Consider the following 17341-nt stretch of genomic DNA (forward strand, 5'->3'; position numbering starts at 1 on the left):
TGGATTTCCAATTGTGTTAGAGTCTAACGAATTGACATTTGAGACTGAGTTTGGTGAAACATTTGATTATAATCAAGCCCGCAATAAGCCTCGAATAAATTCGGTCGAACTTATACATGACAGAAGTCCCACCGAATTAGGTATTCAAAGTAAAATGAACGTTTTAAGCAATTCTGAAATAGACGATATTCTATTTAATTTGGAGGGATAATTTATGGCAGAGTCATACATTAACAAAACTGGTTTATCTTATTTTTATGGACGTTTACTTAACATTTTCCAAACAAAAACCGACGCCAACACAAGTTTGGGTACCAAAGTCGACAAGATCGACGGTAAGGGCTTATCTACAAATGACTATACAACCACTGAGAAAACAAAACTTGGCGGTGTGTCTACTGGAGCTCAGGTCAACGTCATTGAAACTGTAAAGGTGAACGGTGTTAGTCAAACAGTTACAACTAAAGCTGTAAATCTTACAGTTCCAACAAACACTACTCAGCTAACAAATGGTTCTGATTTCCAGACAGGATCACAAGTTCAATCGTCAATTACGACGGCATTATCTGGTATTACCGGTATTAGCTTTGACATCGTGGCTTCGTTACCTACGACAGGTGTCAACGGTACGATTTACTTGTTAGCCAATTCCGGAGCCGCAACGAATATCTATGATGAATTTATCTACATAGATTCAAAATGGGAAAAGATTGGTACGACCGATGTGGACTTATCTGGGTATTGGGCCAAGGCTGATTTGTCAGCTATCACCACTGCGGAGATTGATACAATTACCGCCTAAAAGGAGGTAAAATATGTCTAATTTTTTAGATATGAACGGTTTGACATATTTTTGGGGAAAGATAAAAGCTTTGATGTTTTACAAATATTATGGCTTATTTTCCAAAACTACAACTGTGAATAAAGACGTGGACGGCAACATAACATCGATTGTAGAAACCTCGGATGAAGTAACCTCTACGGTTACTTTTTCCGTGACGGACAATGTCACGACAGTTACCGAAGTGATTGTACCATTCGCTGGTAGTTCAAAATATGTTAAAACCACGATCGTTACGACTAACGTATTAAGTATCGTTACAAATGAGTCGTATGAAACACAACCTAAATAAAAGGAGGTTAGAAATATGAGTAATAGTGATTGGCCGGGAACACTTGTACTACTTAACGATGTTAAAAAGACGATTAATGATTCCAACGATGCTTTGAGTTTGAAGATGAATAGTACCGTTGGGACTCCGGAAGAAAAGCCTTTGGATGAAGTTATAGACGGCTGTGTGGCTGGATACTCCGAGCACCTCAATGGATTTTTGCCAAACACACAAATTTACACAAAAAATCTTGTAGTTATACCAAGCGGCACTGAATATGTGTCAACGACTAAAAACGGCAGTGACGTTATTGGTTCGTTTACTATACCATCTGATTATGAAACAGTGAAAGCTAAATTTGTTATGTCATTGAAGGCTGATAGTACAAGCAAACCAGTAGGTTTATTTATTTTAAATCACTCTACTTCAACGCCGTATACTACTTTAATAAGCAACTCTATACTTGCAGACACTGGAAATAAGACGACGACATACACCGAATACACACTTGAAACAGTGCTTAATGCTGGCGAAACTTATTATATTCATTTGGCAAAAAATTCAACAAGTATTTACTGCAACAGCTTCAAAGTTGAGTACGAGGATTTAGTCGAACAGCCATTTTTGACAAATACAACCCAGTTATTTGCACCAGGTTTATCCATGACAGCGGTTGTTGGTTCTTTTTCTATTGCTGACGAATTTGATAAGCTTTTGCATGCTTTAAAAATGAGCTATAGAATGTTTTTTGCAAATTCAGAAAGTTCTCCCTACATTAAAATATATGTATCAAAGAAATACCCATCGTCAGTATATGTGTCAGCAATTGGTGCAGACGCAGAAACTATTGTAAACAGTGGATGGATTGGTCAAATAGCATCTTATCAACGCTGGTACAACATGGAGTATGTGTTAAACCTTGGGAATATCGAAGCTGGCACTTATTATGTTCATGTTGCAACAGGTAACTATACGAAAGTGGCAAACGTAATAATAGATGCTGAAAAAATTGTGTCTAAAGCCTATTCTTCGGTAAAAAGTATTCAAAGAGGCTATATTTTAATTGCAGCAAATGCAACTGTAAACATTGATATTTCTAACGTGATTCCTGAAAAATGTACTATAAATATAAACGCCACTAATATGGGCGTTTCAAGAAGTATCATATTCAACAAATTGACACTTACCGATTTAAGCGGTGCTCAAAATAAAGTTTTTTGGGAAGTGGTAGAAAACACATAAAGGGTGGTGGATAATTAAATGAGTAAATTTTACGCACAGTTAAATATCGAAAGTATTTGTGTTGGTGTATCACAATTATCTGGTAGCATTGATGGTAATTTAATAAATCTGGATTTTATGGATACATCGATCGTCGGTAAAAAATATAATAACGGCACGTGGGAAGAAGTACCCGTTGAGCCCGTTCCGGAACCACCACTTACTGAAATGGAACAGACAGTCCTTGAAACATCACTCAACGTAGAGTACTTAATGTGCTCAGCGGAATTAAACAACTAAAAAGGAGGAGTTGGTATGCTGTACAAAAACTTAGTAAAAATGATTACAAGAGGTTCTTACGACAAAGAGGATTTGTTGAGAAAGATGGATATTTATCTTCTCAACAACCGAATCACGCAGGAACAGTACACCGAGTTGGTAGCTTTGATGGCTTAAGCTGAGGGGTGACCGAATGTATGAATCAGTTATCAATGTGATATTAACATCCGTGGTTTCCGCGTGTGTTGGAGGTGGTCTTACATATCTCATCGTTGTTGGTAAATTGATAGAGCGAGTTACCAAACTTGAAAAATGGAAAAAACACGCCATCGACGATGTTACTGAAAGTATCAACGAAAGTATCGAAGAGAGAAAGCTCTTGTTAAAAAGTATATTAGCTTGTCTTTACGGTCTCAAAGAGCAGGGATGCAACGGGCCAGTAACGAAAGCTGTAGAAAGTCTTGAGACGTATTTATATGATCAGTCTCACAAGACAATACCAAACGAATAACAATTTGGGGCGTGCGTAAAACCACGTCTCTTATTTTTTGTCCCGCAGATTTTGCAAAGTATATTATGGAAGAGTATATAGGGCATTAAGTCCCTGGCGATGGTAACAGTACGCGATGAAGATTAAGAGTCAAACCGGACGTACATATACTTTCTTTTTTTACGCTTAGTTAACAAAGTATATTATGAAGGAGAGTGATATTTATGAAATTATCAAGCATGGAATCAAAATGGAAAATTTTTATTGGTCACGCCAAGAAATGTGGTGCTACTGAGGATGAATTGAAAGTTTTGGTTGAGGCGATGAGATTACTTAAAAAATATTTACCTATTCATGAGAAAGAGTCCTAACAAGGGCTTTTTCTTTTTTTTATTAAAATACAAAAGGAGTGATTTACATGAAAGACATAGTTTTAAAAATAGGTGAAGCTGCTACATATGAGCAACTGGCAGAAGAAGCTGCAGAATTAGCACAGGCGGCTTTAAAGGTGGCTCGTATTATACGCGGTGAAAACCCCACACCAGTAAAACCAGAAGATGCAATGAATCATATCATCGAAGAGTTTACGGACGTAGCTGTGGTTGCGAAGGTATTACATCTTAAAGTTGATGTTGGTATTGCAAAGATGAAGTATCATAGATGGAACAATCGAATAGACGAGTCCCTGGATGATTTCGGTATAATGTATAAATAACTCCGCAGATTTTGCATCTTATATTATGGAAAACATAATACAATTCGAAAGGGGATTTTTAAAATGAAAAAAGAATTAGTAAAGTTTGTAATTAGTACAACTGTTGTAGTTGGAGGGTTAGTCGCATTAGTACACACTAATATGGGCAAAACTCACAAATCTACAACGGAGGAAAAGTTAGAAGCTTCAAAACTGATTGATGATGTCATGAAAAGTAAATCTGTAGAAGAATTTGATATTTTGAGAAATAGAATGAGAAAGTCCTAACAAGGGCTTTTTCTTTTTTTTACGCATTTTTTACATCTCATATTATGGAAAACTAAAAACATTTTATAGGAGGAATTTATTATGATGAACTTTTTTAGAACAGATTTCGTTAACGTTAGATACGCTTTAGGTGAACTAGTGGGTAGAGAAGTTCCTTTATGGATATTCATACCTTACTATGTAATCTTAGGAAGTATCGGATTTTTAATGGTACCGTTCATAAAATTGTATTTTTACATTAAATTTAAGATTATTGTGTTTAAGATGTTTAGGGAATGAGCTTCGGCTCTTTTCTTTTTTCAAATGTAAAAAATTCCCGGGTTGAAAAAACTCAAAAATGGTTTCTAGAAAGGAGACTTGTTTTATGAATTGGTTTTTTGGTTTATGTTGGGTGTTGGGGGTATTAGTTGGATATGGTCTAAGAGATATTATGGTAAAAATGTTTACTTCTGGTACTCTGAGAATTGATCAGTCAGATCCAAGCGAGCCCCCATACATGTTCTTGGAAGGTACTATCCCTATTGATTGGATTATCAAGAAAAAACGAATAACTTTTAACGTTTCAGTTAAAGATTTTATTCCGCGAGATTAACAATTTGTATTATGGAATTAAAAAACATATTTGAAAGGGGAAATAAAAATGAACGAAAAAAATTACAATTTGTTAAACGAGGTAATCGAAAAAGAATTGAAGGGTTTATCTCTTTTTGAATCCGGAACTAAAGGACATAACGATGCAGTGGATGATATTGCTACATTGTACAAACTAAGAATTGAAGAAACAAAAATGAAATTGGACAATGACTTAAAAGTTAAACAATTGGAAGAACAGGTTGATAAGAATGAAAAAGAATTAGAACGTGTTAATGCTGAATTAGAATTAAAGGCTCAGCAAATGGATGCTGACGTTAAACGTTTCGATTCTGATATGGAATTGAAAGAACGACAGTTTACTGAACAAGTAAACAAACAGGCCGCTGAATTTGAAAACACAAACACAATCTATGAAAAAGACTGTATCTTCAGAGAAAAACAATTAAGCGAACAAAAGAAAGATAGATATTTAAGAATTGGTTTGGAAGTGGCGAGCATTATTGTGCCGTTAATGTTCTATAGAAAATGGATGGAAGAAGGATTTAAATTCGAAGAAACTGGTACGTATACCTCAACAACATTTAGAGGTTTGATCGGAAAATTTAGACCAACCAGATAATATTTTAAGATTTTAAAAACGACGAGACCGTAAAAAATACAAGGTCTTTTCGTTTTTGTCCCGCAGATTTTGCAAAGTATATTATGGAAAAATAACAATTTAGAAAAGGGGTATGTTTATGTTTAGTAAAACAGAATTTTTTACAGCAGTTACAGTTAGCTTGATAGCAGGTATTGGTATCGGATATAGTAAGGCTAGAGAAATTTTCATAGGAGCATTGATAAATGTCTCAGCACCTAAATGTGAAATTCAAAAAGAGGAGGAGTCCAACTAGGACTCTTTTCTTTTTGCACCTTTTTTACAATTCATATTATGGAAGGAGGGATATTTATGAAAAACATTAACATTGAGAAAATTAAACAAATAGCGAAAAAATATTCGCCGAAAGAAATTAATCCGATATTATTAGTTGGAGTAACGACAAAAGCGATGAGTGTATTTAGCGATGAGTATCAAGAAGAAATGAGACGCAAACATCCCGATTGGTATAAGTAAGGAGTCCAAATAGGACTCTTTTCTTTTTACGCAAAATTTTCATAGTATATTATGGAAGGAGTGATTAATATGAAAATCACAGATATGATTATAACAGCTATGGTAAAAAGAGGTGTTTTATATGAAGCTAAGAATACTGACGTTGACGTCGAGATTCCAGTGAATATAGAAGGTCTTGATAAGGTAGTTAAAGTAAACATTAAGTGTGAAAATATGACAATCCGAATTGAGAAGGAGTCCTAATAAGGGCTCTTTTCTTTTTACGCATTTTTTGCAATTCATATTATGGAAAGATGATTAGCCAACTTGGATAAGGCTCAGTCTGAAAACTGGATAGTAGGTTCGAATCCTGCATCATCTTTTATTTTTTTTACGCTAAAAATACAAGCTACTTTATGGAGAGGAGGCGAACTATATGTTCAAAATTAAAGACGTACGAGATGCGGGAATAGTCTTATTATCATTAAGCACTGCTTATGGTTTAGGGGTGTTATCGTGTGTTTATTGGGAATTGAAATTTGTAGCAACATACGATGCCAAATCAAGAAAAGAGGAGTCCAAATAGGACTCTTTTCTTTTTACTATATGTATAGAAAGGTGATGCTATGACATTTTTTAGAAACGAAAGAGGTGATATCATGTACAGTTATGCAATGGCTATTCGAGAATTTTTTGATAGTCTCGACGAAGTGTGTCCTCTGTGGCCTAGAATACATTTTCAAGCTAGATGTTATGAAGAGTGGGCTATAGACGAGGTTATAGAAATTCTTGAAGAAAATGACGAACTAGAGCCAATTCCGCTGGTAGAGGAATTCATAAAAAAAATGGATGAGTATTCATGCTATGATGAGAAAACAAGTTTCATGTTTTCTACAGCTAAAGATACGGCTGAGTGTATTCTTGATTTGTTATTGACATATTATTAATACGCAGAATTAACAATCTATGTTATGGAAACATAATCTATATTTACAGGAGGGTTTATTATGACATATAAACAAATAGAAGCTAGTAGAGAGTTACGTCTCTGGATTGGTCAGATAATTGTACCTGCGACAACACTCGCAGTGACAGTATTAACTATACCGGAGGTTAGACAAAAAGTAGCAACAAAATTTGGAAAGGTTAAACGTAAATTCAAAAGAGTAAAATGATTGTTTCAAAAGAGGAGTCCTAATAAGGACTCTTTTCTTTTCACGCATTTTTTGCAATTCATGTTATGGAAGGAGGTGTTATGTATGAACCCTGGTTTACTTAAAACATTAAGTATTGCTGCGACAGCAATTGGAATGGGAGCTGATCTCGTTTTGAGCATTGTCAAAGACAAAAAAATGGATGCTAAAATAGAACAGAAAGTTTTGGAAGCACTTGCTAAAAAAGGGATCTGAGTCCAACATGGACTCTTTTCTTTTTAATTACGAAGGGAGAAAGAATATGAAAAAACTTAGTTTACAAACAATTGTTAGAAACGTACGTACGGCTGCTGACGAACGTAGCCCTGAAATACTTACGGGTATTGGTATTGCGGGTATGATTATTACAGTTGTAATGACTGCGAGAGCCACACCGAAAGCTTGTCAATGTATTGATAATGAGAAATATGAAAGAGCTTACGCCGATGGTGCAGACGGATTTGTACGAGACTTAAAACCTATCGATTATGTAAAGGTAACATGGAGATGTTATTTACCAGCGGCGATTACTGGTACTTTATCTATCGCTTGTTTAATTGGTGGTAGTTCTGTAAATCATAAGCGTAACGCAGCATTAGCTACGGCTTACACGTTGTCTGAGACAGCTTTAAAAGAATACAAAAATAAGGTCGTTGAGACGATCGGCGAGAAGAAAGAACAAAGTGTTCGTGATGCTATCGCTAAAGATAAGCTTGTAAGAAACCCCGTAAAAAGTAATGAAGTTGTCATTACTGGCAAGGGTGAGACATTGTGCTACGATTCGATATCTGGTAGATATTTCAAGTCTGATATTGACAAAATCAAAAAGGCTTTGAACGAGTTAAACAAACAGATGCTTGAAGAAATGTATGTTTCACTCAATGATTTTTACTACGCCATCGGTTTGAAAAGTACATCTTTAGGCGACGATTTGGGATGGAATATTGATCGCGGATTGCTTGAATTGGATTTTAGCGCACAATTAATGGAGAACGGTGAACCATGTTTAGCCATAGATTATCGCATTCAACCAAAACACAATTTTTCATTGGCGTAAGTCCGCAGATTTTGCAAGTAATATTATGGAAAGAATAACATAATTTTTTTATAATTCGAGAGGAGAAAAACATAATGGAAAACAACGAAGTATTAAACAACGAAGAGGTTATTGAAACAACACAGGAAGTTTTGACTGAATCCGGTAACGGTTTCTTGATCGCGGGAGCGGTTGGTTTTGGTGTACTTGTAAGCATGGCTGCTTACAGATATGCTATCAAACCAACAATTGCTAAAATCAAGAAACACAGACAGGATAAGAAAGAACAGAATGAAGTTTTTGATGACGGAACTGTTTGTGGCGAAGCTGTTGAAATTCATGAAGTAAAAAGCGAATAAAGAATAGTTATTTCTTAGAGAGAAGATCTTTAATTAGGTCTTTTCTCTTTTTTGTTTTCGGGGGTGAGTTTGTGAATTTGTACTTATACGAAGGACCAGTTATGTCTTTTAATAGATGTATCACCAGTAATTGGAAAGGAACAACTAGAGCCGAGTCTGAAGATAAAGCTAGAAGTAATTTGACATATCGGTTTAAAAAAAATAACAACCTGTTAGAAGGCTCAAAGATAACATTGCCTGGAAAGATATTGATCATTTAATGAAAGGAGAATATCATGGAAGATTATAAATCTAACTCTCATAAATCAAAAGAGGGTATTGTTGAAAAGAAAGTTGAAAAAGCCATTAGTGGTACCGCTCGGGTCAAGAAGAAAACGGAGGTTCGTAAGTTTACGGACGTATTCATATCCGAAGATGTTGGTAATGTAAAGTCTTATGTTCTCATGGAAGTTCTTGTTCCGGCTATAAAAAAAGCCGTATCCGATATTATCGTAAATGGTATTGATATGATTTTGTATGGTGAAACGGGGCATACAAGAAGAGGTGCTACAGCCTCTAAAGTTTCTTATCGTGGATATTACGACAATAAGGGTGGTGCTCGACAAGACAGAAACCCACCTAGAAGTAGATCCGGCTATGATTATGATGATGTCATCATTGATAATCGTGGCGAAGCAGAAGATGTTCTGTCAAGAATGGACGAACTCATTGATCAGTATCAGGTTGTCAGTGTTGCTGATTTTTATGATTTGGTTGATGTTAAGAGTAATTACACAGATAACAAATATGGCTGGCTCGATATTCGGACCGCTAGAGTTGAACGAGTTAGTGGCGGAGGATATATGATTAAGTTACCAAGAGCTGTTCCATTGAATTAAGGAGGTTATATTTTGGAGAAAAAAGAAATTTTAATTTACGATAATGGGATATGCATTGGGTTATATCCTGTAGAAAAGATATTGTATGATTCATATCCAATTATTATTTACGGCGATGTTGTTATATTTGATAATGACCCTCCAGTATCAGTAATATTTTTTGCTGATGTGGAATATGGTATGATTGCCGGTGACAATCTTATAGAGCCATTTTTTACTCATGAAAATGTTGTAACGCCAGCAGAGCTTAAATCGGCTTTACAAATAAAATCACAGACACAATGTGTAATGGGTATAGATTTAGCAAACGGACCAGACTTTTCATCTAGACCTAGCAGCGAATATCTTTCACGGTTCGCTAAGGCTAATAACATGTCTATTGATGATGCAAAAGAGCAGGCTATCTGTAAAGAATGCCTTAAAAGCTATAAGGAGGTTGAATGATGGAAAGCATCATATTGTTAGTTGGTGCATCAGGTTCTGGTAAAACAACCATTGCTGAAACACTGTGTGATAAGATTGGATTATCAATAGTGTCGTCTTACACGACAAGACCTAAAAGATATCCAGAAGAACAAGGTCACATATTTGTAACTGATAAGGAGTTCGATGCCTTGGAAAAAGTGGTTGGGTTCACCAACTATAATGGTTATCGTTACTGCGCGATCGAATCGATGATTGACCACGGCGATATTTACATTATAGATCCAGCGGGCGTTGAGTTCTTCAAGCATAATTATCATGGTAATAAACAACCCATATTCGTGAAAATTGAAGTTTCCGAATTGGATAGATATTCAAGAATGATCGAACGTGGTGATAAAAAAGAAGACGCTATTTCTCGGATCGAAAACGATCGAATCGACTTTGCATATGTTGATTACGATCTAAGCATCAAAAATTACAATTTTGATCGTTGTGTTGCTATTTTAAGTTTGTTATTTAGAAAAGGAGAATGATTGATATGAAAAAAGCAGAAATTATTAACACCGTAGTAAGAAACTTTAACAAAGGTAAGTTCCAGATGGTTAAACACAGTCCTGAAATTCTTGTAGTTTCGGGCATCATTGGTGCTGTAGCAGGCGCTGTCGTTGCATGTAAAGCTACTACCAAGCTTGGCGATATTCTGGACGACACCAGAGAACAGCTTGATGTAATTCGCGCTTTTTCAGCAGACGAAGAACGCTGTGAAAAGCATGATTACACACAAGAAGATTCAAAGAAAGATATTACCATCGTATATGCTAAGTCCGGCGTTAAAATTGCAAAATTGTACGCTCCAGCAGTAATCATCGGCGGTTTATCTATTGCTGGTATTTTAGCATCGAATAACATTCTTCGTAAGCGCAACGTAGCGTTGGCTGCGGCATATGCTACGATCGATAAAGGATTCAAAGAATATCGCAATCGCGTTGTTGACAGATTCGGTAAAGAAGTCGACCATGAACTCAGATATAACATCAAAGCAAAGAAGTTCGAAGAAACTGTTGTCGATGAAAAAGGTAAAGAAAAAAAAGTAACCAACACCGTTAAAGTTTCCGAAGGACTCAACGAAGGTAGTGACTACGCAAGATTATTCAGTAAAGAAACAACATTGGCTTGGAATGAGAATCACGATTACAACATGATGTTTCTTAAATGTCAGCAAAAATATGCGAACGATAGACTCGTTGCTACAGGCCACTTATTCTTGAATGATGTATATAAAGAATTGGGTTTAGCTACAACTAAAGCTGGTCAAATCGTTGGGTGGACTTATGACGATAAGAATCCAACAGGTGACAACTTTGTTGATTTTGGTCTATTCCAAGAAAACTTTGAAAAAGTTGGCAGCTACACTAAATCTATTCTGTTAGATTTCAACGTAGACGGTCCTATTTTAAACACCATGACTGACTGAATCGAGGTAAACGTTCCTGGATATGGGAACCCATATAAAGATATGGAAGATTTCCCTTGGATTGATTGTTAAGTCCAGGGGTTATATTCAAGGGGGATTATATGTATAAAAAACAAAAGGGGAAGTTTAGACCTATAGTAGCTATGGTAATGTCGTTGGTTCTTGTTTTGTCGCCATGTGCTATTTGGCATACTGATGAAATATACACACCAGTTGAAGTAGCTGTTCCTGTTTTTAATGAAATCCAATATGGATTGGGAGATCCTATATGTAAAAATGAGAATTTGTTTATACCAATCAAAAAAGCGGAGTCCGAGGTTATCGAGTTGAAAGAGACAGTAACTTCATATCGATTGGCTGATGATGAGATCGATTTGATAGCATTAATCACCATGGCTGAGGCAGAGGGCGAGTGTGAAGATGGTCAGCGTTTGGTCATAGATGTTATATTGAATAGGTTAGAACACGAACGATTTGCGAATACAATAAACGAAGTAATATATAGTCCGAAACAATTTTCAAGCGCTTGGAATGGTCGGGCTGATAGATGTTATGTTAAAGAAGAACTTCGACAATTAGTGATTGAAGAACTGGAATTTCAAATGAATTATGACATTGTATATTTCAGAACTGAACGCTATGGATGCGGAACACCCGCATTTAAAGTCGGTAATCATTATTTTTCGAGCTTGTAATCGAGAGGAGTAGAATATGAAAACATCAATATTAACATTTGTAGCGGGGGCTACTATTGGGTCTTTTGTAACGTGGCGTTATATAAAGGTTAAATATGAAAGAATTGCCGAAGAAGAAATCGAATCTGTAAAGGAAGTATTTTCCAGAAGAGATTCGGTATCCGGCGAAAGTACTACAAGAGGTCTAAGAGTTGGTTCAGGAGCAAGTGACGAGCCTATGTCTAGATCGAATATGAAGCAAGAACGACCGGCTTCAGAACGAGTTGACTATACTCGATATTCTGCCAAAAAGCAAGTAGTGATTGATAAAGAAAAGGAAGCGGATGATAACATGAGTAAGCCATATATAATCTCACCAGAAGATTTTGGCGAGAACGATTATACCAAAGTCGGATTGAAGATATTCTCCGATAATGTTTTGGTCGATGACAATGACGAGAAACTGGATTCGTCAAGTGATATTGTAGGTTTGGATGTTGCAAAACATTTCGGAGAGTACGAAGATGATTCAGTTTTTGTAAGGGATGATCGTCTTAAAGTAGACTATGAAATTCTGTTGGATTTGAGAAATTACTCCGATGTAGCAAATGTCAAGCCACACCAAATGGAGGACTGATATTTTGAACAAAGACGAGCTAAACAATAAGTATTTTGAATGGATGTATCAGCTCGTATATGACAGACTAAGATTTAAGGGTCTATCCTATCGAAAGTTACTATCATTTCTGCACAACACTGAATTCACATATTTAGTAGATATGGATAGTAATAGATGGGTCGATGGGGTAGACCTTAGATACAGGTTTGGATGCGAGTCGTCTATTTCAGACAAAATTATAGTACAGTATTTAAATGACGAACCATGTAGTATTCTAGAAATGATGATAGCGTTGACCATTCGTTGTGAAGAAAATATAATGAAAGACATAACCATCGGTGATAGAACATCACATTGGTTCTGGTCAATGATTGATAATATGGGTCTTGGTATGATGTCCGATCAGAAGTTCGATAAGTCATATGTACAACTGGTCACTGATTCGTTTTTAAATCGAGATTACGGATATCATGGCGAAGGTAGTCTCTTTACTGTTTTGAATCCGAGAAGAGATATGCGTAATGTTGAAATATGGTACCAGATGTGCTGGTATTTGGACGAGTTATCATGTGGAGGGAGATGAGTCAATGACACCCAAATTAGTTTATGATTGGTTTTGTTTATATTTCCCACAGTACGCATCACATGTTGTCTCTTGGTATCCGCATGAAAAAAATAGTGTACGAGTAAAGCAATCGAACGGTGCAGAATTTATATTCACGTATAAATCAAAAATGGATTGGCGATTTGAAACAGTAAAGAGTTTTAGTAAGGGTACGAGGGGAGAAAAAACAATGACCGAATTAAAGAAAAAAGGAGACTAATGAACGATGATTGATTTTTTGATGATTTCAACGCGGAGTACTAAGCGCGGAGTAGTAGAAATCTATCCAAAATTTATCATCAAAAAAAGCGAAGACCTTATGGTGAGGGGCGGTGACTTCTACGCTATTTGGATCGATGAACTTGGTCTGTGGTCTACAGATGAGCAAGACGCTCTTCAGCTTATAGACGGCGAATTGGATAGATATGCGAAAGAAAATAGTCAGCGCTTTGATTCGAACATTAAAGTCTTACACATGTGGGACGCTGAGTCAGGGATGATAGACTCCTGGCACAAATATTGTCAGAAACAAATGCGAGATTCTTTTCATATGTTGGATGAAAAACTTATATTCTCCAACACTAAAACGAACAAGAAAGACTATGCTAGTAAAAGACTAAACTACCCGTTACAAGAGGGTTCATTTTCATCGTATGACAGATTGATGTCAGTCATATATACAGAAGAAGAACGTCGCAAAATTGAATGGGCTATAGGTTCGATCATTTGCGGCGAGTCTAAAAAAATACAAAAGTTTATGGTTCTTTATGGATCAGCAGGTACTGGTAAATCCACCATTTTAAACGTTATTCAGCAACTATTTGAAGGGTATTATTCGGTATTTGATGCAAAAGCTTTGGGTTCGTCTAGCAACTCGTTTGCTTTGGAATCATTTAAAACGAATCCATTAATTGCAATTCAACATGATGGTGATTTATCAAAAATCGAAGACAACACTCGATTGAACAGTCTTGTTTCTCATGAGATGATGACTGTTAACGAGAAGTTTAAATCGACGTACGCCAATAAGTTCAAATGTTTTCTGTTTATGGGTACTAACAAACCCGTAAAAATAACGGATGCAAAATCAGGACTTATAAGACGTCTCATTGATGTTTCACCATCCGGAAATAAAGTATCATCTGTAGAATATAAGAAACTTGTATCTCAGATAGATTTTGAACTTGGAGCGATAGCTTACCATTGTCAACAAGTATATTTGAGTAACCCAGCATATTACGACGATTATATTCCAATTACAATGCTTGGTGCATCGAATGATTTCTATAATTTCGTAATCGATGCGTATCATGTTTTTAAAAAAGAAGATGGTACAACACTTAAAGCTTCTTGGGAAATGTACAAGAATTACTGCGAGGATGCGAAAGTAGCATTTCCATTTCCTCAGCGTGTATTTAAAGAAGAATTGAAAAACTACTTTAAAGAGTATAAAGAGCGATTCAATTTTGACGACGGCACAAGGGTTCGTAGTTATTATATTGGATTTAGAACCGAGAAATTTGATGTTCCAAATCATGTGGAAATTAATGAACAAGTAATCGAAAGTAAAATTGATTTTACACATTCTGAGTCTTTATTTGATTTGGAATATGCCGGATGTCCAGCTCAATACGCAACACCAAACGATATGCCTATTGAAAAATGGGCTAAAGTAACATCCACATTAAGTGTGATCGATACTACTAAAGTTCATTTTGTCAAGGTTCCGGAAAAACACATAGTGATTGACTTTGACATTAAGGATAAAAGTGGTAAAAAATCATTTGAAAAAAATGTGGAAGCGGCCAGTAAATGGCCTGCTACATATGCCGAACTTAGCAAAAGCGGAAGCGGCGTGCATCTTCATTATATTTACTCAGGAGACGTATCAAAGCTAAGTCGTATTTACGATGACAATATCGAAATTAAAGTCTTTACTGGTAATAGTTCGTTGAGACGTAGAGTTTCTAAATGTAATGATGTACCAGTAGCAACTATCAGTTCCGGATTGCCATTAAAGGAGGAGAACAAAGTGGTCAATTTTGACTCGATCAAAAGTGAACGAGGTCTTAGGACTCAGATAAAAAGAAACCTAAACAAAGAAATTCACCCATCAACCAAATCCAGTATTGATTTTATCTATAAAATATTAGAAGACTCATATGCTGGCGGGTTGAAATACGATATTACTGATATGAGAAATGCAGTTTTAGCTTTCGCGGCTGGTAGTTCCAACCAATCGGACTACTGTATCAAACTCGTATCAAAAATGAAATTCAAGTCCGAAGAACCATCTGACAATGTTGTGACGGATAAAGAAATCATATTTTATGACGTTGAGGTTTTTCCCAATTTATTTGTCGTTTGTTGGAAAATTAAAGGCTCTGGAAAACCAGTGGTCAGAATGATTAATCCTACGCCTTCTGAAATTGAAGAGCTTCTCAGATTTAAATTGGTTGGTTTCAACTGTCGGAGATACGATAATCATATCGTGTATGCTCGACTCATGGGTTATACGAACGAACAATTATATGAGCTGTCTCAAAGAATCATAACAGGTAGTAAGAATTGTTTCTTCGGAGAGGCATACAATATTTCATATACTGATGTGTATGATTTTGCATCTGCCGGCAACAAAAAGAGTCTTAAGAAATTTGAAATCGAATTAGGTATTCATCATCACGAATTGGGACTTCCGTGGGATCAACCAGTACCAGAAGAAATGTGGAATACTGTAGCCGAATATTGTGATGATGATGTTATCGCTACTGAGGTAACGTTTGACCATCTTTCAGCAGACTGGACCGCTAGACAAATCTTGGCTGGATTGGCAGGTATGTCCTATAACGACACCACAAACTCGTTAACCACGAGAATCATATTTGACAAAAATAAAAAACCTCAAAGTCAATTCAATTATCGCGATCTTTCAAAACCAGTTAAAACATTACCCGGAGATGTTATGAATTTTTTGATCAAGGCCAAACCTGACATGATACGAAATAGTTTCAATGGGGATAGTCTTTTGCCTTATTTTCCGGGTTATAAATATGAATTTGGTAAATCGATTTATCGTGGTGAGGAAATTGGTGAGGGTGGTTTAGTACGTTCAGCACCGGGTATGTATGGTGATGTAGCTTTACTAGATGTAGCTTCGATGCATCCGAATAGTACTATTTGCGAGGTGCTGTTCGGAGTTGAATTCACAACTCGGTATAAAGAAATTGTTGATGGTAGAGTTAGTATCAAACATGAAGCATGGGATATTGTTAATAACATGCTTGATGGCGTGCTTACGCCATTTATTCAGAAAGTTCTCGATGGTGAGATGACTTCCGATGATTTGGCGAATGCGCTTAAGACTGCAATTAATTCCGTGTATGGATTAACGTCAGCAAGGTTCGATAATCCATTCAGAGATCCTCGTAACATTGATAACATCGTTGCGAAAAGAGGGGCATTATTTATGCTTGATCTCAAATACGCGGTTGAGGCAAAAGGCTTTATCGTAGCACATATTAAAACGGACTCTATCAAGATTCCGGATGCCACACCAGAAATCATACAGTTCGTAATGGACTTTGGTAAAATTTATGGATACGATTTTGAACATGAGGCTACGTACGATAAAATGTGTCTCGTTAATGATGCTGTTTATATCGCAAAGTATGCTTCGAAAGAGAAATGTGAACAGCTCTATGGTTATATTCCAAAAAAAAACAGAAAGCATCCATCTGAATGGACAGCTACTGGTACTCAGTTTGCAGTACCTTACGTTTTCAAAACGTTATTCAGTCACGAACCGATAGTCTTTAACGATTTATGTGAAACCAAATCAGTTACATCTTCTTTGTATTTGGATATGAACGAAGATCTTCCGGATGTTTCTGAATATGAAAAAGAGTTAGAAAAGCTTGAAAGTTCGTATAAGAAGGGTTTGGTTTCGGATACTAGCTTCGAATCGGCATGTCAAGAATTAAATAAACAAATAGAAGTTGGACATAGCTACCGATTTGTTGGAAAGGTTGGTCAATTTTGCCCAATCAAACCTGATTGTGACGGCGGATTGCTTATGCGCGAGAAAGATGGTAAGTACGGAGCGGCTACTGGTTCCAAAGGATATCGTTGGCTAGAATCGGAAATGGTAAAAGAGTTAGCAAAAGAGGATAGTATTGATAAGGGCTATTATCGGTCTTTTGTTGATGATGCGGTTTCTTCTATAGAAAAATATTGCGAGCTCGACTGGTTTGTTTCTGAAGAACCTTATCATCCGGTACATAATAATGGACTTCCTTTCTGAAGAGAGG

Annotated in this window: 25 protein-coding genes, 1 tRNA gene and 1 pseudogene; all 27 read left to right on the top strand. The window is 36.3% G+C overall.

Going from position 1 to position 17341, the window contains the following annotated elements; genetic code table 11:
• Nucleotides 1-211, top strand: a pseudogene (locus PHO71_RS19435) (hypothetical protein); the annotation flags it as partial.
• A gap of 3 nt (nucleotides 212-214) precedes the next feature.
• Nucleotides 215-802, top strand: a complete 588-nt coding sequence (locus PHO71_RS19440; RefSeq protein ID WP_300206524.1) for a hypothetical protein — start codon at nucleotides 215-217, stop codon at nucleotides 800-802.
• Nucleotides 803-815: 13 nt separating this feature from the next.
• On the top strand, nucleotides 816-1133 hold the full coding sequence (locus PHO71_RS19445; protein WP_300206526.1) for a hypothetical protein: 318 nt from the start codon (nucleotides 816-818) through the stop codon (nucleotides 1131-1133).
• Between the two features lie 15 nt (nucleotides 1134-1148).
• Nucleotides 1149-2354, top strand: coding sequence for a hypothetical protein (locus PHO71_RS19450; protein ID WP_300206528.1), 1206 nt, complete (start codon nucleotides 1149-1151; stop codon nucleotides 2352-2354).
• Nucleotides 2355-2372: 18 nt separating this feature from the next.
• Nucleotides 2373-2633, top strand: coding sequence for a hypothetical protein (locus PHO71_RS19455; RefSeq protein ID WP_300206530.1), 261 nt, complete (start codon nucleotides 2373-2375; stop codon nucleotides 2631-2633).
• A 172-nt stretch (nucleotides 2634-2805) separates the two neighbouring features.
• Complete coding sequence (locus PHO71_RS19460) at nucleotides 2806-3123, top strand: hypothetical protein (RefSeq protein WP_300206532.1); 318 nt, start codon at nucleotides 2806-2808, stop codon at nucleotides 3121-3123.
• Between the two features lie 203 nt (nucleotides 3124-3326).
• Nucleotides 3327-3473, top strand: coding sequence for a hypothetical protein (locus tag PHO71_RS19465; protein WP_300206534.1), 147 nt, complete (start codon nucleotides 3327-3329; stop codon nucleotides 3471-3473).
• Nucleotides 3474-3520: 47 nt separating this feature from the next.
• Entirely contained in the window at nucleotides 3521-3817 is a 297-nt protein-coding gene (locus PHO71_RS19470; RefSeq protein WP_300206536.1) for a hypothetical protein, read from the top strand.
• A 63-nt stretch (nucleotides 3818-3880) separates the two neighbouring features.
• The gene (locus tag PHO71_RS19475; RefSeq protein WP_300206538.1) at nucleotides 3881-4084 is read left to right on the top strand and encodes a hypothetical protein; all 204 of its coding nucleotides are present in this window, start codon (nucleotides 3881-3883) and stop codon (nucleotides 4082-4084) included.
• A 364-nt stretch (nucleotides 4085-4448) separates the two neighbouring features.
• Nucleotides 4449-4676, top strand: coding sequence for a hypothetical protein (locus PHO71_RS19480; RefSeq protein ID WP_300206540.1), 228 nt, complete (start codon nucleotides 4449-4451; stop codon nucleotides 4674-4676).
• Nucleotides 4677-4724: 48 nt separating this feature from the next.
• On the top strand, nucleotides 4725-5297 hold the full coding sequence (locus tag PHO71_RS19485) for a hypothetical protein (protein WP_300206542.1): 573 nt from the start codon (nucleotides 4725-4727) through the stop codon (nucleotides 5295-5297).
• 118 nt (nucleotides 5298-5415) lie between these two features.
• Nucleotides 5416-5571, top strand: coding sequence for a hypothetical protein (locus PHO71_RS19490; protein ID WP_300206544.1), 156 nt, complete (start codon nucleotides 5416-5418; stop codon nucleotides 5569-5571).
• Nucleotides 5572-5627: 56 nt separating this feature from the next.
• Nucleotides 5628-5792 carry a hypothetical protein gene (locus PHO71_RS19495; protein WP_300206546.1) on the top strand — a complete coding sequence of 55 codons (165 nt, stop codon included), beginning with the start codon at nucleotides 5628-5630 and terminating at the stop codon, nucleotides 5790-5792.
• Between the two features lie 69 nt (nucleotides 5793-5861).
• Nucleotides 5862-6035 carry a hypothetical protein gene (locus PHO71_RS19500; RefSeq protein WP_300206548.1) on the top strand — a complete coding sequence of 58 codons (174 nt, stop codon included), beginning with the start codon at nucleotides 5862-5864 and terminating at the stop codon, nucleotides 6033-6035.
• A gap of 48 nt (nucleotides 6036-6083) precedes the next feature.
• Nucleotides 6084-6153, top strand: a tRNA-OTHER gene (locus PHO71_RS19505).
• 244 nt (nucleotides 6154-6397) lie between these two features.
• A complete protein-coding gene (locus tag PHO71_RS19510) occupies nucleotides 6398-6718 on the top strand; it encodes a hypothetical protein (protein WP_300206550.1) in 321 nt (106 codons plus the stop codon).
• A gap of 312 nt (nucleotides 6719-7030) precedes the next feature.
• On the top strand, nucleotides 7031-7180 hold the full coding sequence (locus tag PHO71_RS19515; protein ID WP_300206552.1) for a hypothetical protein: 150 nt from the start codon (nucleotides 7031-7033) through the stop codon (nucleotides 7178-7180).
• A gap of 46 nt (nucleotides 7181-7226) precedes the next feature.
• Nucleotides 7227-8021: a DUF6353 family protein gene (locus tag PHO71_RS19520; RefSeq protein ID WP_300206554.1), complete on the top strand. Its 795-nt coding sequence runs from the start codon at nucleotides 7227-7229 to the stop codon at nucleotides 8019-8021.
• Nucleotides 8022-8095: 74 nt separating this feature from the next.
• Nucleotides 8096-8359, top strand: coding sequence for a hypothetical protein (locus tag PHO71_RS19525; RefSeq protein ID WP_300206555.1), 264 nt, complete (start codon nucleotides 8096-8098; stop codon nucleotides 8357-8359).
• A gap of 275 nt (nucleotides 8360-8634) precedes the next feature.
• Nucleotides 8635-9237 (top strand): hypothetical protein, encoded by a 603-nt coding sequence (locus PHO71_RS19530; RefSeq protein WP_300206557.1) that lies wholly within the window; start codon nucleotides 8635-8637, stop codon nucleotides 9235-9237.
• A 12-nt stretch (nucleotides 9238-9249) separates the two neighbouring features.
• Nucleotides 9250-9681 carry a hypothetical protein gene (locus PHO71_RS19535; RefSeq protein WP_300206559.1) on the top strand — a complete coding sequence of 144 codons (432 nt, stop codon included), beginning with the start codon at nucleotides 9250-9252 and terminating at the stop codon, nucleotides 9679-9681.
• Nucleotides 9678-10196, top strand: coding sequence for an AAA family ATPase (locus PHO71_RS19540; protein WP_300206561.1), 519 nt, complete (start codon nucleotides 9678-9680; stop codon nucleotides 10194-10196). The genes PHO71_RS19535 and PHO71_RS19540 overlap by 4 nt, the downstream gene beginning before the upstream one ends.
• Nucleotides 10197-10201: 5 nt before the next feature.
• Nucleotides 10202-11137 carry a DUF6353 family protein gene (locus PHO71_RS19545; protein WP_300206563.1) on the top strand — a complete coding sequence of 312 codons (936 nt, stop codon included), beginning with the start codon at nucleotides 10202-10204 and terminating at the stop codon, nucleotides 11135-11137.
• A gap of 143 nt (nucleotides 11138-11280) precedes the next feature.
• Nucleotides 11281-11832, top strand: coding sequence for a cell wall hydrolase (locus tag PHO71_RS19550; protein ID WP_300206565.1), 552 nt, complete (start codon nucleotides 11281-11283; stop codon nucleotides 11830-11832).
• Between the two features lie 16 nt (nucleotides 11833-11848).
• Entirely contained in the window at nucleotides 11849-12448 is a 600-nt protein-coding gene (locus tag PHO71_RS19555; RefSeq protein WP_300206567.1) for a hypothetical protein, read from the top strand.
• A 142-nt stretch (nucleotides 12449-12590) separates the two neighbouring features.
• A complete protein-coding gene (locus PHO71_RS19560) occupies nucleotides 12591-13013 on the top strand; it encodes a hypothetical protein (RefSeq protein WP_300206569.1) in 423 nt (140 codons plus the stop codon).
• Between the two features lie 247 nt (nucleotides 13014-13260).
• The gene (locus PHO71_RS19565; protein ID WP_300206571.1) at nucleotides 13261-17334 is read left to right on the top strand and encodes a DUF5906 domain-containing protein; all 4074 of its coding nucleotides are present in this window, start codon (nucleotides 13261-13263) and stop codon (nucleotides 17332-17334) included.
• Nucleotides 17335-17341: the final 7 nt, after the last annotated feature.

Origin of the sequence: Bacteroides sp., assembly GCF_028690125.1 — a bacterium.
Lineage (GTDB): Bacteria > Bacteroidota > Bacteroidia > Bacteroidales > Bacteroidaceae > Bacteroides.

What these genes read in the sequence shown, in the direction of transcription:
- PHO71_RS19440 (WP_300206524.1), top strand. Translation starts at nt 215, where the DNA reads ATGGCAGAGTCATACATTAACAAAACTGGTTTATCTTATTTTTATGGA.
- PHO71_RS19445 (WP_300206526.1), top strand. Translation starts at nt 816, where the DNA reads ATGTCTAATTTTTTAGATATGAACGGTTTGACATATTTTTGGGGAAAG.
- PHO71_RS19450 (WP_300206528.1), top strand. Translation starts at nt 1,149, where the DNA reads ATGAGTAATAGTGATTGGCCGGGAACACTTGTACTACTTAACGATGTT.
- PHO71_RS19455 (WP_300206530.1), top strand. Translation starts at nt 2,373, where the DNA reads ATGAGTAAATTTTACGCACAGTTAAATATCGAAAGTATTTGTGTTGGT.
- PHO71_RS19460 (WP_300206532.1), top strand. Translation starts at nt 2,806, where the DNA reads ATGTATGAATCAGTTATCAATGTGATATTAACATCCGTGGTTTCCGCG.
- PHO71_RS19465 (WP_300206534.1), top strand. Translation starts at nt 3,327, where the DNA reads ATGAAATTATCAAGCATGGAATCAAAATGGAAAATTTTTATTGGTCAC.
- PHO71_RS19470 (WP_300206536.1), top strand. Translation starts at nt 3,521, where the DNA reads ATGAAAGACATAGTTTTAAAAATAGGTGAAGCTGCTACATATGAGCAA.
- PHO71_RS19475 (WP_300206538.1), top strand. Translation starts at nt 3,881, where the DNA reads ATGAAAAAAGAATTAGTAAAGTTTGTAATTAGTACAACTGTTGTAGTT.
- PHO71_RS19480 (WP_300206540.1), top strand. Translation starts at nt 4,449, where the DNA reads ATGAATTGGTTTTTTGGTTTATGTTGGGTGTTGGGGGTATTAGTTGGA.
- PHO71_RS19485 (WP_300206542.1), top strand. Translation starts at nt 4,725, where the DNA reads ATGAACGAAAAAAATTACAATTTGTTAAACGAGGTAATCGAAAAAGAA.
- PHO71_RS19490 (WP_300206544.1), top strand. Translation starts at nt 5,416, where the DNA reads ATGTTTAGTAAAACAGAATTTTTTACAGCAGTTACAGTTAGCTTGATA.
- PHO71_RS19495 (WP_300206546.1), top strand. Translation starts at nt 5,628, where the DNA reads ATGAAAAACATTAACATTGAGAAAATTAAACAAATAGCGAAAAAATAT.
- PHO71_RS19500 (WP_300206548.1), top strand. Translation starts at nt 5,862, where the DNA reads ATGAAAATCACAGATATGATTATAACAGCTATGGTAAAAAGAGGTGTT.
- PHO71_RS19510 (WP_300206550.1), top strand. Translation starts at nt 6,398, where the DNA reads ATGACATTTTTTAGAAACGAAAGAGGTGATATCATGTACAGTTATGCA.
- PHO71_RS19515 (WP_300206552.1), top strand. Translation starts at nt 7,031, where the DNA reads ATGAACCCTGGTTTACTTAAAACATTAAGTATTGCTGCGACAGCAATT.
- PHO71_RS19520 (WP_300206554.1), top strand. Translation starts at nt 7,227, where the DNA reads ATGAAAAAACTTAGTTTACAAACAATTGTTAGAAACGTACGTACGGCT.
- PHO71_RS19525 (WP_300206555.1), top strand. Translation starts at nt 8,096, where the DNA reads ATGGAAAACAACGAAGTATTAAACAACGAAGAGGTTATTGAAACAACA.
- PHO71_RS19530 (WP_300206557.1), top strand. Translation starts at nt 8,635, where the DNA reads ATGGAAGATTATAAATCTAACTCTCATAAATCAAAAGAGGGTATTGTT.
- PHO71_RS19540 (WP_300206561.1), top strand. Translation starts at nt 9,678, where the DNA reads ATGATGGAAAGCATCATATTGTTAGTTGGTGCATCAGGTTCTGGTAAA.
- PHO71_RS19545 (WP_300206563.1), top strand. Translation starts at nt 10,202, where the DNA reads ATGAAAAAAGCAGAAATTATTAACACCGTAGTAAGAAACTTTAACAAA.
- PHO71_RS19550 (WP_300206565.1), top strand. Translation starts at nt 11,281, where the DNA reads ATGGTAATGTCGTTGGTTCTTGTTTTGTCGCCATGTGCTATTTGGCAT.
- PHO71_RS19555 (WP_300206567.1), top strand. Translation starts at nt 11,849, where the DNA reads ATGAAAACATCAATATTAACATTTGTAGCGGGGGCTACTATTGGGTCT.
- PHO71_RS19560 (WP_300206569.1), top strand. Translation starts at nt 12,591, where the DNA reads ATGGATAGTAATAGATGGGTCGATGGGGTAGACCTTAGATACAGGTTT.
- PHO71_RS19565 (WP_300206571.1), top strand. Translation starts at nt 13,261, where the DNA reads ATGATTGATTTTTTGATGATTTCAACGCGGAGTACTAAGCGCGGAGTA.